Source organism: Vreelandella titanicae (assembly GCF_014697095.1).
In the GTDB taxonomy this organism is placed as follows: domain Bacteria; phylum Pseudomonadota; class Gammaproteobacteria; order Pseudomonadales; family Halomonadaceae; genus Vreelandella; species Vreelandella titanicae.
In genome coordinates, this window is sequence record NZ_CP059082.1 from 728,786 (window position 1) to 745,528 (window position 16,743).

The 16,743-nt window shown below is 57.1% G+C and carries 14 protein-coding genes; 10 read left to right on the top strand and 4 right to left on the bottom strand.

The annotated features are described in order from the left end of the window. Positions 1-236: 236 nt before the first annotated feature. From HZS52_RS03545 to HZS52_RS03565, 5 genes are all read left to right on the top strand, one after another. Positions 237-1,682 (top strand): sodium-dependent transporter, encoded by a 1,446-nt coding sequence (locus HZS52_RS03545; RefSeq protein ID WP_190374152.1) that lies wholly within the window; start codon positions 237-239, stop codon positions 1,680-1,682. 50 nt (positions 1,683-1,732) lie between these two features. Beyond that, positions 1,733-2,503, top strand: a complete 771-nt coding sequence (locus HZS52_RS03550; protein WP_022520878.1) for an ABC transporter ATP-binding protein — start codon at positions 1,733-1,735, stop codon at positions 2,501-2,503. Between the two features lie 75 nt (positions 2,504-2,578). After that, complete coding sequence (locus tag HZS52_RS03555; protein WP_190374153.1) at positions 2,579-3,298, top strand: ABC transporter ATP-binding protein; 720 nt, start codon at positions 2,579-2,581, stop codon at positions 3,296-3,298. Positions 3,299-3,314: 16 nt separating this feature from the next. Continuing rightward, a complete protein-coding gene (locus HZS52_RS03560; RefSeq protein WP_022520880.1) occupies positions 3,315-4,319 on the top strand; it encodes a branched-chain amino acid ABC transporter permease in 1,005 nt (334 codons plus the stop codon). Continuing rightward, on the top strand, positions 4,319-5,644 hold the full coding sequence (locus HZS52_RS03565; RefSeq protein ID WP_190374154.1) for a branched-chain amino acid ABC transporter permease: 1,326 nt from the start codon (positions 4,319-4,321) through the stop codon (positions 5,642-5,644). Before HZS52_RS03560 ends, HZS52_RS03565 begins: the two co-directional genes overlap by 1 nt. A gap of 144 nt (positions 5,645-5,788) precedes the next feature. Here the strand turns inward: HZS52_RS03565 and HZS52_RS03570 are convergent, their stop codons facing one another. The 3 genes from HZS52_RS03570 to HZS52_RS03580 form a co-directional block, all read right to left on the bottom strand. Further along, positions 5,789-6,769: a Fic family protein gene (locus tag HZS52_RS03570; protein WP_190374155.1), complete on the bottom strand. Its 981-nt coding sequence runs from the start codon at positions 6,767-6,769 to the stop codon at positions 5,789-5,791. 152 nt (positions 6,770-6,921) lie between these two features. Then, entirely contained in the window at positions 6,922-8,130 is a 1,209-nt protein-coding gene (locus HZS52_RS03575) for an ABC transporter substrate-binding protein (protein WP_022520883.1), read from the bottom strand. A gap of 119 nt (positions 8,131-8,249) precedes the next feature. Further along, the gene (locus HZS52_RS03580) at positions 8,250-8,495 is read right to left on the bottom strand and encodes a hypothetical protein (protein ID WP_190374156.1); all 246 of its coding nucleotides are present in this window, start codon (positions 8,493-8,495) and stop codon (positions 8,250-8,252) included. Positions 8,496-8,597: 102 nt separating this feature from the next. On the opposite strand from HZS52_RS03580, the gene HZS52_RS03585 reads away from it, so the two are divergent. Both HZS52_RS03585 and rapA read left to right on the top strand, forming a co-directional pair. Next, positions 8,598-9,401, top strand: a complete 804-nt coding sequence (locus tag HZS52_RS03585) for a TlpA disulfide reductase family protein (RefSeq protein ID WP_190374157.1) — start codon at positions 8,598-8,600, stop codon at positions 9,399-9,401. A 113-nt stretch (positions 9,402-9,514) separates the two neighbouring features. After that, on the top strand, positions 9,515-12,460 hold the full coding sequence (gene rapA / locus HZS52_RS03590; protein WP_027958784.1) for an RNA polymerase-associated protein RapA: 2,946 nt from the start codon (positions 9,515-9,517) through the stop codon (positions 12,458-12,460). Here the strand turns inward: rapA and HZS52_RS03595 are convergent. Beyond that, complete coding sequence (locus tag HZS52_RS03595) at positions 12,457-13,359, bottom strand: TIGR01777 family oxidoreductase (protein WP_190374158.1); 903 nt, start codon at positions 13,357-13,359, stop codon at positions 12,457-12,459. The genes rapA and HZS52_RS03595 overlap by 4 nt on opposite strands. A gap of 492 nt (positions 13,360-13,851) precedes the next feature. Here HZS52_RS03595 and HZS52_RS03600 point away from each other — a divergent pair, with 492 nt between their 5' ends. The 3 genes from HZS52_RS03600 (at position 13,852) to HZS52_RS03610 (ending at position 16,734) form a co-directional block, all read left to right on the top strand. Further along, entirely contained in the window at positions 13,852-14,772 is a 921-nt protein-coding gene (locus HZS52_RS03600) for a MerR family transcriptional regulator (protein ID WP_009288159.1), read from the top strand. An 86-nt stretch (positions 14,773-14,858) separates the two neighbouring features. After that, complete coding sequence (gene phrB, locus HZS52_RS03605; RefSeq protein WP_190374858.1) at positions 14,859-16,271, top strand: deoxyribodipyrimidine photo-lyase; 1,413 nt, start codon at positions 14,859-14,861, stop codon at positions 16,269-16,271. Positions 16,272-16,302: 31 nt separating this feature from the next. Beyond that, the gene (locus HZS52_RS03610; RefSeq protein ID WP_022520889.1) at positions 16,303-16,734 is read left to right on the top strand and encodes a nuclear transport factor 2 family protein; all 432 of its coding nucleotides are present in this window, start codon (positions 16,303-16,305) and stop codon (positions 16,732-16,734) included. Positions 16,735-16,743 lie beyond the last annotated feature (9 nt).

Here is a 16,743-nt window from a genome sequence, read left to right on the forward strand (position 1 = left end):
AAAACCCGCGAAAGCGGGTTTTTTTATGCCTCGTTGCCACACTTCATGACCGCTCAATAGCTGCCAAGATACTTCCCTAAACGCAGCCTAAACGCTAATACGCTGGAAAGGCGGCGCGTTCTATCGCACAGTGACGCTAAATTCAGCGCGTCCAAGGAACGCTGACATCGCTACATTCATACAGGTGTTTGGATACTTACCCCCATCCTGACGCCCAAACACGGACACTCTTACCCATGAGCGGTCATAACGTCTGGACGCATAAAGGCACTTTTCTTCTCGCCGCCGTTGGTTCCGCCGTCGGTTTGGGCAATCTATGGCGCTTCCCCTACCTCACCGGTGAAAACGGTGGCGGTGCCTTTATATTGGTTTACGCACTGACGATCTTCGCCGTTGGCATACCGATTCTGATTGCCGAGATCATGCTGGGTCGCACCAGCCGCCAGAGCCCGATTATGGGTATGCGGCACCTGACCAAAACCCATGGCACCTCTCGGGCCTGGGAAACGATCGGCTGGCTGGGCGCTGCCTCGGCGTTTTTGATTTTAAGCTTCTATTCGGTGATTGCCGGCTGGGCGATTCACTACACTTGGCTGATGCTGACCGGCTCACTGGTCGGTGCCGACGCTCAGACCATTAGCACTGGCTTTGACGCACTACTGGCCGCCCCTGGCCTAATGACGCTCTATCACACCCTTTTCATTGCCGCGTCCGCGCTGATTGTCGGCATGGGGATTCATAAAGGCATCGAATCAGGCCTGCGCATTATGATGCCCGCGCTGTTTGTGATTCTGTTGGTAGTGCTGGCCTATGGCGTAGTGAATGGCGATATAGGTGCCGCTGCCAGCTTCCTGTTTACCTTTAATATCGCCGACCTCAGCCTTGAAGGCTGGCTGCAGGCCATGGGCCAATCATTCTTCACCCTTAGCCTGGGGATGGGGGCAATTATGGCTTACGGCGCCTACATGCCCAGCGAGGTCTCACTAACCCGCACCGCCTTTGCTGTTGCCATCGTCGATACCGCCGTGGCGATGGTGGCGGGCCTGGCCATTTTTGCTCTGGTGTTTGGCGCCGGTCTGGAAACCGGGCAAGGCCCTGGGCTAATGTTTGTTACCCTTCCGCTGGCGTTTGCCGAAATGCCGTTTGGCGCTTTGGTGGGCGGGGTGTTCTTTATTCTGGTTCTCGGCGCAGCTATCAGTTCCTCTATTTCGTTGATCGAGCCCGTCGCGGCGTTCCTGGTGGAGCGTTTCGACATGACCCGCCCACAGGCCGTTACCATTATGGTGATTGCCGCCTGGGCAATGGGTCTGTTGACGGTGGTTAGCTTCAATATGTGGGCCGAGGGGACGATTTTCCATAGCCTGTTTGGGCGCAGTGCGTTTGAGTTTATCGAGCTACTCACTAATATCTTTATGCCGGTAGGCGGTCTGCTGATAGCCCTATTCGCCGGCTGGGCGCTAACCCAGAGCGAAGTGATGAAGGAACTGGGCAGCAGCGTCACTTGGTTTAAATTCTGGCGGTTTCTGGTGCGCTTTGTGGCCCCCGCCGCCGTAGCCTTTGTGTTTTTACGCACCATTCCTCAGGTGGATGGCTACCTTATCCCCACCCTCGGCGCACTGCTCATTATTGGTGCTTTTGCAGCCAGCCAGCGGTGGCTGAAAAAACCACGACAAACAACTTAATAACAGTGTGCAGGAGGCTTAATTAGCCGCCTGTATCGCGTGGAGACACCATGACCCCTCTTATTGAAGTACAGCGAGTCAACAAAGCGTTCGGCGGCCTACAGGTGATTAATGACTGCTCCATTCAAGTGGAGAAGGGCTCCATTACCGGGATGATTGGCCCCAACGGCGCAGGTAAATCAACCCTGTTTAATCTCATTGCTGGCGCCCTGACGCCTGACAGCGGCCATGTGCTGCTTGATGGAGAAGACATTACCTCGCTCAGCGCCGACCAGCGCTTTCATCGCGGCTTATTGCGCACCTTTCAGATCGCCCACGAGTTCAGCCAGATGAGCGCGCTGGAAAACCTCATGATGGTACCGCCCAAGCAAGCCGGTGAAGACCTTTTCAGTGCCTGGCTAAAGCCCGGCAAAGTGCAGCGAGAAGAGGCGGAGGTGCGCCGCCGCGCCCTGGAAGTCATCGACTTTGTTGGCCTGCACCATGTGCGCAACGAGCTGGCGGGTAATTTGTCCGGAGGGCAAAAGAAGCTGCTGGAGCTTGGCCGCACCATGATGACCAACGCCAAGGTAGTGCTACTTGATGAGATCGCCGCCGGGGTAAACCGCACCCTGCTGGGTGATTTGATCGGCAATATTGAGCGGCTCAACCGCGAAATGGGTTACACCTTTCTGGTCATTGAGCACGATATGGAGATGATTGCCCGCCTTTGCGACCCGGTTATCGTGCTGGCTCAGGGCAGTGTGATGGTGGAGGGGCATATCAACGACATCCAGAATAATCCTGAGGTCATCGAGGCCTACTTCGGTACAGATGCCGCTTAAACGTGACGTTTTCTCCCATTAGCCAATTAATATAATGATGTCGCTGCCAAGCGACCTTGCTGGAATACTTTGCTTATGTCATCAACAACCAGGCCATTAATCGACGCACGGGATGTGCACGGCGGCTATGGCGGTATGAATATCCTTAACGGGGTAAACATGACGCTGGAAGCCGATGAGGTCGGTGTTATCGTCGGCCCTAACGGGGCGGGTAAATCCACCATGCTGAAAGCGGTCTTTGGCCTGCTGCATGTTAATCAGGGCGAGATACTGCTTAACGGCCAGCCCATCCAAAACCTGCCGCCTAACCAGCTGGTGCAGCGCGGCATGGGCTTCGTGCCCCAGGAGAAGAACGTTTTCCCCAGCCTTTCGGTGCAGGAAAACCTGGAGATGGGCGTCTTTTTAAAGCCGCAAAACGTCAAGCGCATGCTCGCTCAGATCTATGAGTTTTTCCCACCGCTGTACGAAAAGCGCCGCCAGCCTGCCGGTGAGCTTTCCGGTGGACAGCGCCAAATGGTCGCCATGGGCCGCGCTCTGATGGCCGAGCCGAGCCTACTGTTGCTGGACGAACCCACCGCAGGGCTGTCGCCGCTGTATATGAATGAGATTTTCGACCGCGTCAAACAGATCAACGCCGCTGGCGTGGGTATTTTGATGGTGGAACAGAACGCCAAACAGGCACTCGCGATAGCCGATAAGGGCTTTGTGCTGGCTGCTGGCCAAAACCGCTTTACCGACACTGGGGCGGCACTGCTCGCCGACCCCGATGTCGCCAAAAGCTTTTTGGGCGGCTAGCCCCAGGGAGATAGACGTGAACGAACTGGTTTTTTTCATCAATAATGTGGTGATTTCGGGCAGCGTCAGCGGCTCTATTTATGCCATTGGGGCCATTGGGGTAACGCTGATTTTCAGCATTATGCGCTTTGCCCACTTCGCCCACGCCGACATGATGACCTTCGGCGCCTTTATGGTGCTTCTGCTTACCACGCTGTTCCCAGCAGCGGGCGCCAGCCTAGGTGTACCCACCGCCGTGCTAATGCTGCCTCTGGCGATGCTGCTCACCGCCGCTTTGGCCGTGGGGATCGATAAAACCTTCTATAAACCGCTGCGTGCCCATGGGGTCAAACCGATTGTGCTGGTGATTGGCTCGCTGGGGGTCACGTTGATTCTACAGGGCTTGATCCGCCTCTTTTCCGGCACCGGCGGGCAGAGTTTATATGTCGACGACCGTAAAGAGATCTTCCGCCTTGCGCTGCCCTTCGAGGGTGCCCGTGCACCGATCGTGGTTACCGAACCGCAGATTTATCTGTTCGTGATCACTATCGTTGCGGTCGTCGCACTACACCTTTTCCTTAACCGTTCGCGGTTAGGCAAGGCAATGCGCGCCATGTCGGATAACCCTGAACTCGCCCAAGCATCGGGTATTAATACCAATACCATCGTGGCAGTGACCTGGATGATTGCCGGAGCGCTGGCGGCTATTGCCGGAACGCTGCTCTCCTTAGACGTTACCTTCAAACCCGATTTGAGCTTCTTTCTGCTGCTGCCTATTTTCGCCGCCGCTATTGTGGGGGGCGTTGGTCACCCTTACGGCGCCATTGCCGGTGGCTTTGTGGTCGGCTTTGCCGAAACCCTGGCGGTGTTTAACTGGAATGTGCTGCTACGCCCCTTCCGCGACAGCCTGCCCGCCTGGCTCGAGCTACCGTCGAATCTGGCCTTTGTGGGTACCGAGTACAAAATTGTGGTGCCGTTTTTCATTCTGGTAGCCATTTTGGTGTGGCGTCCCACCGGACTCTTTAAGGGCAAGGTGATCTAATGAGCAACTCAGAAAAAACGCGCAACCCTGCCTACACTCCCCAAGACGCCACGTCTGCCCGTCGCTTCCCGCTGCGCGAGCTGATTCTGTTTGGTGTGCTGCTCGTAGCGGTCTTGGCGGTCTACGCCATCATGGGCGCCGCCTACAGCACGCGCATGCTGGTAGAAGCTGCCTGCTACGCCATCCTCGCGCTGGGATTAACCATCCAGTGGGGCTATGCCGGCCAGTTCAACGCCGGGGTAATGGGCTTTGTCGCCCTGGGCGGCTTCTGTGCGATGTTTTTCAGCGTGCCGGTCAACGATGCCTTCTGGGGCACGGCGCTACCCGGCGAATTTGGCCGCGTGCTGCTTTATGGCGCAGCCGCTATTGTATTAATTGTTAGCGCCAGCAAGCTGGATCGACTGGGCGTACCCAAGCCCCTGCGTACGTTTATCGCGGTGGTGCTGGGTGTCGTGCTTTACCTCGTGGTGATTAGCCAGCTGCGCGAAGTCACTGATGCGATTGAAAGCCAGGCAGGCTTCGTCGGTGGGCTGGGCTTACCGCCCTGGATCGGCTGGATTGTCGGTGGCGCGCTGGCGGGTGGCGTCGGCTACTTTATTGGCCATATCTGTTTGGGCTTACGCAGCGACTACCTAGCCATTGCCACCCTGGGCATTGCCGAAATCATTAAAGCGTTTTTGAAAAACTCTGATTGGCTGACCCGAGGCACCGCCACGGTGTCACCGCTCCCCTGGCCAACGCCGGGCCCTGCCGAGCTGGGGTTTACCCTATCGCGAGCGATTTATCTTTCGTTTACCGCGGTGATCATTGCGGTGATCTTCTTTCTGCTCAATCGCGCCTACAACGCCCCCTGGGGTCGTATGATCCGGGCGATTCGCGATAATGAAGTCTCCGCTGCGGCGATGGGTAAGGACATCAACAAACGGCGTCTGGAAATTTTCGTGCTAGGCTGCATTCTGATGGGCTTGGGCGGCGGCATACTGGGCACCTTCAACAGCCTCTTCGACCCTCAAGGCTACCTGCCGCTTAACCATACCTTCCTGGTACTGGTGATGGTGATTCTTGGTGGGCCAGGCAATAACCTGGGCACCATTTTTGGCGCTGTGGCGGTCTATATCATCTGGATTATGTCCGAGCCCCTGGCGCTGTTCTTAATGCAGTTAGCGGTGGCCTTTGGCGAAGGCGCGTTCGGTTGGGATGCACCGGGCAATATGGATAGCCGCGCCCTGCAGGCACGGGTGCTGGTGATTGGCTTATTGATCACCATGGTGCTGCGCTTCGCGCCCAAAGGGCTACTACCCGAGAAAATCAAAAGTCACAGTTGATGGGACAATTGATATGACCTATGAGCTAAGCCCGGCGCGCCAGATCTGGCGCGCTTTCGGGCAGCAACAGGTCGCCAAGCGCCTTCAGTACGACAAGTTTTGGTAACAATCAATACTCGTATAACGAAAAGCGTGGGGTGGGGCTCACTCACTGATAATCTCCCAATGGCCCGACTTATCTGACCCTACTCTTTTCAACCTGCCCGCTTGCTGTAACTTGGCCATCGCACGGCCAATAGTACGTATGTCTTTCCCTGTGGTGTCGGCTATTTGCTGGCGAGTAATCGCCGGGTTGTGCTGAATTAACGCCATGATCGCTTCAGGTGTTTTTAGCCCAGAGACATTTACAGGGGCGTTTACAGGGGCGCTTACAGGGGCGTTTTGTACTAGTGTCTGAGCGATGACCGATAACATAAAATGAATAAAGGGCGTGCTCTCGGCTTGCTGATCCGCTTGTTCAAGCGATTGGTAATAGCGCTGCTGGTTGTCTTTGATAACGCTTTCCAGCGGCAACGATAAAAACAGCGGATGCCATTGCGACAAAATCAGCGTTTGCCACAAGCGTCCCATGCGACCATTGCCATCGTTAAAAGGATGGATAAATTCAAACTCGTAATGAAATACACTGCTGGTAATTAAAGGATGGTCTTTAGCCTGTTTTAGCCAATGGGTTAAATCCGCCATTAGCCCCGATACCTGATGAGCAGGTGGCGCAACATGATGTACTACATTCCCTTTGTGGATGCCCACCCCTTTATGCCGAAACTCGCCAGCATTTACCAGAATATCCGACATCATCAAGCCATGGGCGGTGAGTAAGTCATTGATGCTATCAGGTTGCAGCTTGGGTAAGGCATCGTAAGCCTGAATCGCCCCTTTGACCTCAGCCAACTCGCGCACACTCCCCATCACGCGCTGGCCGTCTACAATCGCGGTGATCTGCTCTTCAGTCAGGGTATTGCCTTCAATCGCCAACGTTCCGGTAATGGTTTTAATGCGGTTTTGCTTGCGCAACTGAGGCGAAGCATCCAGTGCATTAGCGTTCAGTCTGCCCACTTGCTCGCTGATCTCTGCGACCAGATTGAGAATATCGGCGGTGATGGTAAACGGGGGTTTATAACTCATGGGTTTAATCATCCCCCAACACATTCAGAATTTAATTCTGATCCTATCACACGTGGAATTGCAGGGAAGATTAAGGACAACAAGGTGGGCCATGCCAAATAAAAAATGCCCGACTTTAATAAGTCGGGCATTTTTAACACTAAGGCTGAGAATTAAAGATCAACCTGACCTTTGCTGGTAAAGGTGCCGTCTTCTACAGCCATCTCGACCACTACGCCAGGCACGTCGCCGTTGTCATCAAACTCATGGGAGCCAGAGGCGCCCTCATAGTTAATATCGGTACCTGCGGCAATCAACTCAACCGCTTTTTCCCACTCGCCGGGCAGAATGACCTCGCCGGGGGCGCTGGAAACACTACGCAGCGCTTCGGAAAGGCCTTCACGCTCCGCGCTGCCGTTCTGCTCAATCGCCAACGCGATCAGGAAAGCGGCATCGTAGGCCTGGGCGGCAAATACTGCGCTTGGATCGAAGTCAGCAGCTTCGGCGGCTTCGATAAAGATATCGGTACCGGGCAGGTCAGGGCTGCCGGGGCGCGTGGCGATCATGCCATCCAGCACGTCTGCACCGATGGCTTCAATAAGGCTATCGCCGACCATGCCGTCAGCACCTACGTACTGGGTAAACATACCGCTTTCATAGGCTTGGCGCAGCACGGTCTGACCCGAGGTGTCGGCGTAGGCCAGCACGACGAGAGTATCCACGCCACTGACTGACAGTGAGCCTAGCTCAGAGCGATAATCCGCGCGGTTATCTTCGTGGGCAAGGTTCTCAGTAATCTCACCTCCGCCGGCTTCAAAAGCAGCGCTAAAGGCGTCAGAAAGCCCCTGACCATAATCATTGTTGACATAAGTGACCGCCACTGCGTCGATACCTTTTTCAAGCAACAGCTTGGCAAGAATCTCGCCCTGGAAAGCATCCGACGGCACGGTACGGAAGACGAGATCATTATCGTCCAGCTCAGATACCGCAGGGGCAGTAGAAGCGGGCGACACCATCAACACACCACCGGGAATGGCGGCGTTATTAGCCGCAGCAATGGTCGCACCAGTACACAGCGCACCGACAATCGCGGTGACATTTTCAGAGTTCACCATGCGGTCGGCGGCGTTAGAGGCAGCCGATGCATCGGAACAGGTGGTATCGCCAGACGGCATCACCAACGTTTGGCCATCTAGAATGCCGCCCTGCTCATTGATCTGCTCTACAGCTAGCTGAGCACCTTCAAAAATGGGTGGCGTTAAACTTTCGATTCCCCCGGTAAAACCGCCCAAGAAGCCAACTTTGACCTCTGCCTGTGCGAACCCGGTCATTGCCAGGGTTGAGGCCGCCACAGCGGTGGCTAATGCGCGCTTATTGATCATATTATTTGTCGCTCCCAGTGTCGTAAAAAGTTGTGCAATTTTTTAGTGTGCCTCAGCGGACAATCGTTAAGGCTGCTATTAATCTGGAACTGGAACGGCAAAAACACAAGCAACGCTTTCTAACGCTCGTCGCCTTCTTCAAGATATCGCCTGCGTTCAGCGAGCTGCTTTTGAAGGCGTTTGCGTCGGTAAAGCCGCACCAGCGCAATCGTTAACGCGGTGACCAGCATGGCGGCCAGCACCACACCCTGCCAAGGGCGTGCGGCGTTTCCCATCACCGTTTCCAGGGTAATAATCAGTATTAGGCCAATCGCTTGGGAGCCGATCGCTAGTGCGCGCAGCTTATCGAAAGCGGGTGGGGGCATAACGTCTCCGTAATTTTCAGCTCGCATGATATGGTCTGCAAGTGTACCTGCTTCGCGGCATCCTTAACGGGAAACCTGAATTAAAACCTGAACTGGAAATCCATGAACGCCATTGCCCTCGGCCCGCTACTGATTTCACTGCCCCGCCTTTACGCGGTTGGCTGCGCGCTGCTACTGCTACTCTGTGCGCGGCTTTTATTAGGGCTGCCCCGCCCAGCTCAACAGCGTTGGTTTACCGGACTTATTATTGTTTGGCTAGTCGGCGCGCGGTTGGGCCATATCCTGCTCAACCTGGATAGCTATAGCGCCGCCCCACTTGAAGCGCTCAAAGTCTGGCAACCCGGCTACCATGGCCTGTGGGGGATGACGGCTGGCTTGGTATGGACGGCCTGGACGCTGCGGGCTCGGTTACTGGCCATGGGCGGAGCAATGGCCATGCTGATCGCCGCTTCCAGCCTATGGCTGGTGCTGGTCACCCTGGCGCCCCTGGGCAATGACTTTGCGGTTGACGCCCTACCGGAGATCACCCTTGAGGATGTGGAAGGCAATGACGTGCATCTGCCCTCACTGACCGACAACGCTGACCTGATTATCGTCAACCTGTGGGCGACCTGGTGCCCTCCCTGCCTGCGTGAAATGCCGCTGCTCGAGGAGGCCGCAAAACGCGATGGTGTCAGCGTGGTGGTTGCTAACCAAGGCGAAGACCTACTGCCCATGGTGCGCTACCTGGATGAGCAGCAGCTTGAATTTCGCTACGCCCTGCGTGACCCCAGCCAGCAGCTGATGGCGCTTTTTCAAGCACCGGGATTGCCCACCACAGTGCTGTTCGACGGCCAGGGGAACACCCTGGATATCCACGTTGGCGAGCTTACTCGCGCCCAGCTGGATCGCTGGTTACAAGATTGATGCCGATACACCTTAATCCCCCCGCTGCTTTGCGTTAGAATCCCCCGCCCTGTTGCTGCCGGCGCTCACTACCGGCGGCAGTCGACCCGTTTTGCAGACTCTCCCGAGGCATCATGAGCGATTTTTCTCCCGGCCAACGCTGGATTAGCGACGGCGAAGCCGAGCTTGGGCTCGGTACCGTGCTTAACTGCGACGCCCGTAGCGTTACCATTTTGTTCAGTGCCAGTCAGGAAACCCGTACCTACAACACCCGCCAAGCCCCGCTGACCCGCGTTATGTTCGGCAGCGGCGACCGCGTACTCTCTGCTGACGGCTGGCAGATCGTTGTCGATGACAGCAAAGAGTCCAACGGCCTGATCACCTATATCGGTGAAGACAAGGAAGGCAATCTGCGCGAGCTGCCCGAGGCCAAACTCGCCGATACCATGCAGTTCGACCAGGCTCGCGACCGCCTGCTGACCGGCCAGGTCGATCGCAACGACTGGTTTGATTTGCGCTTTCGTACCCTGCACCACTATCAACGTATTGAGCAGCACAGCGCGCTGGGCTTTTCTGGGCCGCGCATCGACCTGATACCCCATCAGCTCTACATTGCCAATGAAGTTGCCAACCGCCATGCACCTCGGGTACTGCTGGCGGACGAAGTGGGCCTGGGTAAAACCATTGAAGCTGGCCTGATTCTGCACCGCCTACTGCTCAATGGCCGCGTTGAGCGGGCGCTGATTCTGGTACCCGACAGCCTCACTCACCAGTGGCTGGTCGAGCTGCTGCGACGCTTTTCGCTCAACGTCTCGCTACTGGATGAAACCCAGAGCCAGGCCCACGGCAGCGCCAACCCCTTTGAGAGCGCCCAGCTGGTGCTAGCGAGCCAGGGCTGGCTATTTGCCAACCCTCAGCGTCAAGAGCAGGCACTGGCCAGCCAGTTCGACCTGCTGATTGTTGACGAAGCGCACCACCTCGACTGGAGTGAAGAAGGCAGCGGCCCCGGCTATCGGTGCGTCGAACAGCTTTCGGCGGTGATTCCCGGCCTGCTGCTGCTCACCGCGACCCCCGAACAGATGGGTATCAAGAGCCACTTTGCCCGCCTGCGGTTGCTGGATAGCGAGCGCTACCACGACCTTGAGCGCTTCAAAGCCGAAGAGAGCCACTACACCGAAGTGGCCCGCGCCATCGACGCCTTGGAGGCACTGCCTGACGACCCTAGCGCCCGTACCGACGTCTCTGCGGTAGCCGATGACCGCGACAGCCAGGCGCTGCTGGCCATCCTGTGCAACCCGGAGGCAAGCAAAGCGCAGCAGGACACCGCTCGCGACCAGCTGAGCGAAGCGCTGCTGGATCGCCACGGTACCGGTCGAGTGATGTTCCGCAACAGCCGCCGTCACGTAGGAGGCTTCCCGGAGCGGCGCTTAAACCTGGCACCGTTAGCGCTGCCTTCGGCCTACCGTCGCGTGGTGCGCCGCTTAGAGCGCGACGACGACTACCTCGACGAGCTGTTGATCGAGACCGGCATGGATCACCCCGACGTGCTGATCTACCCCGACGCGGCCTACCGCGAGCTCAGCAATGATCCGCTCAATGGCGAAGACTGGTGGCACATCGACCCGCGGGTTAACTGGCTACTGGAGAAGCTTAGCGACGACAGTGAGAGCGGCTTCGCCAACGAAAAAGTCCTGGTCATTGCCCACCACCGGGAAACCGCTGAAGGCCTTGCTGAAGGGCTACGGGTGCTGGGCGGCTACCACGCTCCGGTGTTCCACGAAGACCTCTCCCTGATCGAGCGTGACCGCGCGGCGGCGGCGTTTGCCGATGAGGATGAGGGCGTACAGGTGCTGGTCTGCTCGGAAATTGGCTCAGAGGGGCGCAACTTCCAGTTCTGCCGCCACCTGGTGATGTTCGATATGCCCCAGCACCCAGATCAGCTGGAGCAGCGCATCGGCCGCTTGGATCGCATCGGTCAGCGCCACGCTATTGAGCTGCATATTCCTACTTTTGAGGGTAGCCCCGGCGAGCGCCTGCTGCGCTGGTACCACGAAGGTATGGATGCGTTCAGTGCCCCCCATGGGGTCGGCAACGAGCTGTTTGATGCCTTTGGTGACGCCCTGGCTGATGCCTTGCTGGATGATGAGGCACTTGACGAGATCATCGCCGAAACCCGCACGATGTTTAGCGCCAAGCTGGCGGAGCACGATGCGGGCCGCAACCGACTGCTGGAGCTCAACGCCTGCCGCCCCGCCCGCGCTCAGCAGGTGATCGACGCGGTGCGCGAGCTTGACGATGACGCCGCCCTGCCGCGCTATCTTGAGCGAGCGCTGGATATTTTCGGCGTGGATAGCCAGGAGATCGGCAAGGGCTTAATGCACCTGCAGCCCAGCCAACATATGCTGGATGGCCTGCCGGGCCTGGTTAAAGGTGAAGAGGGCTTTACCGCCACCTACAGCCGCTCCCAGGCGCTGGCCCGTGACGATGTGCAGCGGCTCTCCTGGGAACACCCACTGCTGCGTGAAATGATGGGTCGGGTGCTGGATGGCACCATGGGCAACTCGGCGCTGGCTCTGCTGCGCCACGACGCCATTCCCAGCGGCCGCTTGATGGCCGAGCTGGTGTTTCGCACTCACTGCCCGGCACCCAAGAAGCTGCACCTTAACCGCTTCCTGCCACCCACCGCGGTGCGTTTGCTGCTGGATGAATCGGGCGCCAACCTGACCAGCAAGATCTCCTTCACCGGCTTGGGCAAAAACCTGCAGAAGGTCAACAAGTCGCTGGCACGGGATTTGATCAAGAGCCGCCACGACCAGCTGCGTGAACTGCTAACGCAGGGTGAAGGCGAAGCCGAGCGCCAGTTGCCCAGCATCGTCGAGAACGCCGAAGCGCGTATGCGCACTCAGTTGGACGCCGAGATTGCCCGCTTAACCGCCCTGGCTGAGCACAACCCGGCGGTGCGCAGTGCGGAAATCGACGCGCTAAAAGATGAGCGCAAGGCACTTAGCGAAGCCATTGAAAACACCCGCCTGCGGCTGGACTCAGTACGGGTGATTATCACCGTTGATGCCGACCGCTAAAGGATCGCCTCAAGCGCCTTGTCCAGGGTGGGGTATTGGAAGCTAAACCCTGCCTCTTCCAGGCGCACGGGGCGCATATCTGCTCCGGTCAGCAGTAACCGCGACATTTCTCCAAAGCCCGCTTTTAATACAAAAGCGGGTACTGGGAAAATGGCCGGGCGATTGAGGTGACTGGCCAGGGTTTTAGTGAAGGTGGCATTAGTCACTGGATGCGGGGCACAGCCATTGAAGGCACCGCTCAAGCCCTCTTGATTGATGAGAAACAGGATCGCCGCGACTAAATCGTCGCGGTGGATCCACGGCATAAACTGCTCGCCGCTGCCAAAGCGGCCACCCAGCCCCCACTTAAACGGCGGCAGCATCTTCTCCAGGCTGCCTCCACCCGCCTCTAGCACTAGGCCAATGCGCACAATCGCCAGCCGCACGCCCATGGCCTCAATAGGCTTAGCGGCTGCCTCCCACTGTTTGCACAGCCGATGGGCAAACTCATCGTTAGGCATGGTCTTCTCAGTCACCACGCGCTTGCCCTGATCGCCGTAGTAGCCCATCGCTGAACCCGATACCATCACCTTGGGCAGCGGCTGGCCGTTAGCTTTGAGCTGCTCGCAAAGCGCCACCAACTGCTTGGTCGCCGCCACCCGGGAGTTAATCAGCTTGGCTTTCTGCTCATCGCTCCAGCGCTTGGCGGCAATCGGCTCACCGGCCAGGTTAACCAAGGCGTCCGGCGGCGATTCAATAAACGCCTGGGCGCTATCGCGAATGTCACAATTGTTCGGCAAACGATCCCGCACTTGGTGAGGCGAGCGGGAGACCACCTGCACCTCGTGACCCTGTTCAACTAACTGCCGGCATAGTCGCTGGCCGACAAAGCCACTGCCTCCGGTGATTAATACACGCATGGGGTTTTGCTCCTGTTGGTGGCATCGTTGAAATCCTGCATAGCCGCCTGGCCGACACTTACCTATCAGGCTAGTTCACGCGGCCGGCAGGCGCACAATGATGATCAAAAGCGCTGCTTATCGCTGGCGCTATGCGCAGCCATCAACTACTTGCGCACATGATTTCTTATACAATGCAAGTGGCCTGGCTCTGTGCGGCGACAGCTTCCGCGACGGCCGCGTTGAGGATGCCTGGCTATCCGGCCACCGTTTAGGAAAGGCGCTAATAGGCCGGTCGGTTCAATAAAGAGCGAGCTTAAATGATTAAGAAGGATTCTTATAAAGGTTGTACCGGGTAGCGACAAGTTGTACAAATGGGCATACAGTATCGTGCTAATGTTTAGTTTTTAAATCAGGCAACCTTTAAATGGAACATGAATCACCTTCGCCGCGGCGAACAATAACAAGCCCCTGCAGCGCCGCACTGCAGTCAACGAAGAGGTACTGGCGCCCATGAGTCTTAAGGCGACCCACCCCCCCGATACGCCACTCTATCCGATACGCGAGGTTTCTCGCTTAACTGGGGTGAATTCGGTCACGCTTCGCGCCTGGGAACGACGTTACGGGCTAATTCGCCCCCAGCGCACTCCGAAAGGTCATCGTCTTTACGCTCAGGACGACATCACCCGCATCGAACGCATCCTGCAGTGGCTCAATCGTGGTGTGCCGGTCAGTCAAGTCGCCGACTTGCTTGACCAGCCAGAAACAATTGAAGCCCCGTCACCTGATGCCGGAGACTGGGCGAGCCAGCGCCAGCAGTTGCAAGCTATTATCGAAGCGTTGGATCTCGCCAAGCTGGAGGCGTTTTATCATCAGAGTTTGGCGCTCTACCCACTGAGCGTGGCCATTAATGAACTCTGGCAGCCAGTTATTTTGACCTTAGAAGCCAAGTGGGCCATTCAGGCAGACCAGCTTGTTCGCCGCACGTTGGAAGCCTTTCTGCGCAGCCAGGTGGGCATCCGCTTGCACTATGCCAATCAGGCTACCCGTGGCCCGCTGATTCTACTCAACGCCATGCCCGACGACCCCGGCCCGCTGTGGGTACTGATGTCGGCGCTAATGGCCAGCGAGCAAGGCTACCGGGTGCAGATGCTTGACCACTCGCTGCCGCTTGAGGATCTTCCACAGGCAGTGGCGCGGCTGCACTCGTCCATGGTGCTGCTCTCTAGCGGTCAGCGGGAGAGCGATAGCTATATCAACCAGGCGCTGCCTAAAGCGGCTGAGACGCTTAACGTACCCATCGGCGTATGCGGCGAAGTGGCTCGTCTGCGCGAAAACGATTTGCGCGATGGGCCAGTACACATGCTGGGCGATGACCTGCCTCAGGCGATTGCCCGGTTGCGCCCGCTATTACGCGAGTCGGGCGTACTCTAGCCAGCACGCTTTTATCCTGGCCGTTCGCCCATGTGGCGACCGGCCATTTTTTTGTGCCGCAGGAGCCCCCTATGACAGGTGAGCGTATGAAACATCAGTTGATATGGCTGCGCAGTGACCTGCGTATTGACGACAACAGTGCCCTCGCCGCCGCCGCGGCTAAGGGCCCTGTGATAGCGGTGTTTTTGCGCAGCAATGCCCAGTGGCAACAACATGGCCACGGCGCTAATAAGCTGGATTTTTGGGCGCGCGGCGTCGCTAGCGTCAAAACGGCGCTTAACGGTTTGAATATTCCGCTGCTGTATCGCGATATTGAACGTTATGACCAAGCGCCCGAGGCACTGCTCGACATCGCTCGCGAATATGCCGCTGAACAGCTGCACTTTAACTATGAGTACGCGCTCAATGAGCGGCACCGTGACCAAGCAGTGCAGGACGCCTTTAAGCAGGCCGGTATTGCCGCCCATGGTTACCACGACGCCGTCGCCTTTGCCCCCGGCAGCCTGCTAACCGGGAAGGGCGACTACTACGGGGTATTTACACCGTTCTCCAAGGCGTGGCACAAGCAGGTCAGCGCTGATCAGTTGGCGCTGCGCGCGACGCCACAGGTACAAGCGGTGCTGGATATTCAAAGCGACCTGCTGCCTGAACTGCCCGAACTTGATAGCTCCCCTATCGATGGGCGGCTGTGGCCTGCCGGTGAAAATGCCGCGGCGGATAACCTAGCCCGCTTTCTGCGTTTTCGGGGCCGCCACTACAACGCCCAGCGCGACCTACCCAAGGTGCGCGGCACCAGCGAACTATCGCCCTACCTGGCACTCGGCATGATCTCCCATCGCCAGTGTCTACAAGCAGTGATGGCAGAGAACGGCGGGGATTTAGCCGATGGCGATATTGGCCTTACGACCTGGGTCAACGAGTTGGTCTGGCGGGAATTTTATCAGCACGTAGCGGTGGGGTTTCCGCAGGTATGCCGTTACCAGCCCTTTCAGGAGCATACCAAGCAACTAGCTTGGCGTGACGATGACGAAGGCTTTCAGGCTTGGTGCGAGGGGCGTACGGGATATCCCATTGTTGATGCCGCCATGCGCCAATTAGTGAACACCGGCTGGATGCATAACCGACTGCGCATGATCACGGCGATGTTTTTAAGCAAGCACCTCCTGATTGATTGGCGGCGCGGCGAGGCTTTCTTTATGAAGCATTTGGTGGATGGTGAATTCTGCGCCAATAACGGCGGCTGGCAATGGGCGGCCTCTACGGGTACTGATGCTGCGCCCTACTTCCGTATTTTCAATCCCACCACCCAATCCACCCGTTTTGATGCGGACGGTGAGTTTATTGCCCACTGGCTGCCTGAGCTTGCCAAACTACCCGCCAAAGCGCGCCACGCGCCACCTCAGGATCTGCTTAGCGACGTCGATTATCCAGCGCCTATTGTCGATCACAAGGCAGCACGTCAGCGCGCCTTAGAGGCATTTAAATCGCTCTCTAAATAAATCTGTTGTAGCAACTACTAGGGAGACCGTGATGGCTGAGCCTGCGGTATTAGAGGCGTTCTGCGCCTTTTTCAATAAACTAGACAATACCTGTACAGAAAAGCTATACGAGGTATATACTGAAAATATAATTTTTAGTGACCCACTGCACCATATTGAAGGTCGCGACGCGTTAGCGCTTTATTTTTCAACCATGTATGAAAATGTCGAGCAGTGCCACTTCACTTACCACACTCGACAGTTACAGGGTCAGCAAGCATTTGTCACCTGGAGCATGACGTTTATTCATCCCCGATTGGCAGGTGGCCAGCCGGTCAATGTGGAAGGCTGTAGCGCACTTACCTTTGCCGCCGATGGGCGCGTTGAGCGTCATCGCGATTATTTTGATGCGGGCGCCATGCTTTACGAACATTTACCGCTGATGGGAAGCGCCATTCGCTGGTTAAAAAAACGCCTTGCCTAAGCGATAACA

What these genes read in the sequence shown, in the direction of transcription:
- HZS52_RS03545 (WP_190374152.1), top strand. Translation starts at nt 237, where the DNA reads ATGAGCGGTCATAACGTCTGGACGCATAAAGGCACTTTTCTTCTCGCC.
- HZS52_RS03550 (WP_022520878.1), top strand. Translation starts at nt 1,733, where the DNA reads ATGACCCCTCTTATTGAAGTACAGCGAGTCAACAAAGCGTTCGGCGGC.
- HZS52_RS03555 (WP_190374153.1), top strand. Translation starts at nt 2,579, where the DNA reads ATGTCATCAACAACCAGGCCATTAATCGACGCACGGGATGTGCACGGC.
- HZS52_RS03565 (WP_190374154.1), top strand. Translation starts at nt 4,319, where the DNA reads ATGAGCAACTCAGAAAAAACGCGCAACCCTGCCTACACTCCCCAAGAC.
- HZS52_RS03570 (WP_190374155.1), bottom strand. Translation starts at nt 6,769, where the DNA reads ATGAGTTATAAACCCCCGTTTACCATCACCGCCGATATTCTCAATCTG.
- HZS52_RS03575 (WP_022520883.1), bottom strand. Translation starts at nt 8,130, where the DNA reads ATGATCAATAAGCGCGCATTAGCCACCGCTGTGGCGGCCTCAACCCTG.
- HZS52_RS03580 (WP_190374156.1), bottom strand. Translation starts at nt 8,495, where the DNA reads ATGCCCCCACCCGCTTTCGATAAGCTGCGCGCACTAGCGATCGGCTCC.
- HZS52_RS03585 (WP_190374157.1), top strand. Translation starts at nt 8,598, where the DNA reads ATGAACGCCATTGCCCTCGGCCCGCTACTGATTTCACTGCCCCGCCTT.
- rapA (WP_027958784.1), top strand. Translation starts at nt 9,515, where the DNA reads ATGAGCGATTTTTCTCCCGGCCAACGCTGGATTAGCGACGGCGAAGCC.
- HZS52_RS03595 (WP_190374158.1), bottom strand. Translation starts at nt 13,359, where the DNA reads ATGCGTGTATTAATCACCGGAGGCAGTGGCTTTGTCGGCCAGCGACTA.
- HZS52_RS03600 (WP_009288159.1), top strand. Translation starts at nt 13,852, where the DNA reads ATGAGTCTTAAGGCGACCCACCCCCCCGATACGCCACTCTATCCGATA.
- phrB (WP_190374858.1), top strand. Translation starts at nt 14,859, where the DNA reads ATGAAACATCAGTTGATATGGCTGCGCAGTGACCTGCGTATTGACGAC.
- HZS52_RS03610 (WP_022520889.1), top strand. Translation starts at nt 16,303, where the DNA reads ATGGCTGAGCCTGCGGTATTAGAGGCGTTCTGCGCCTTTTTCAATAAA.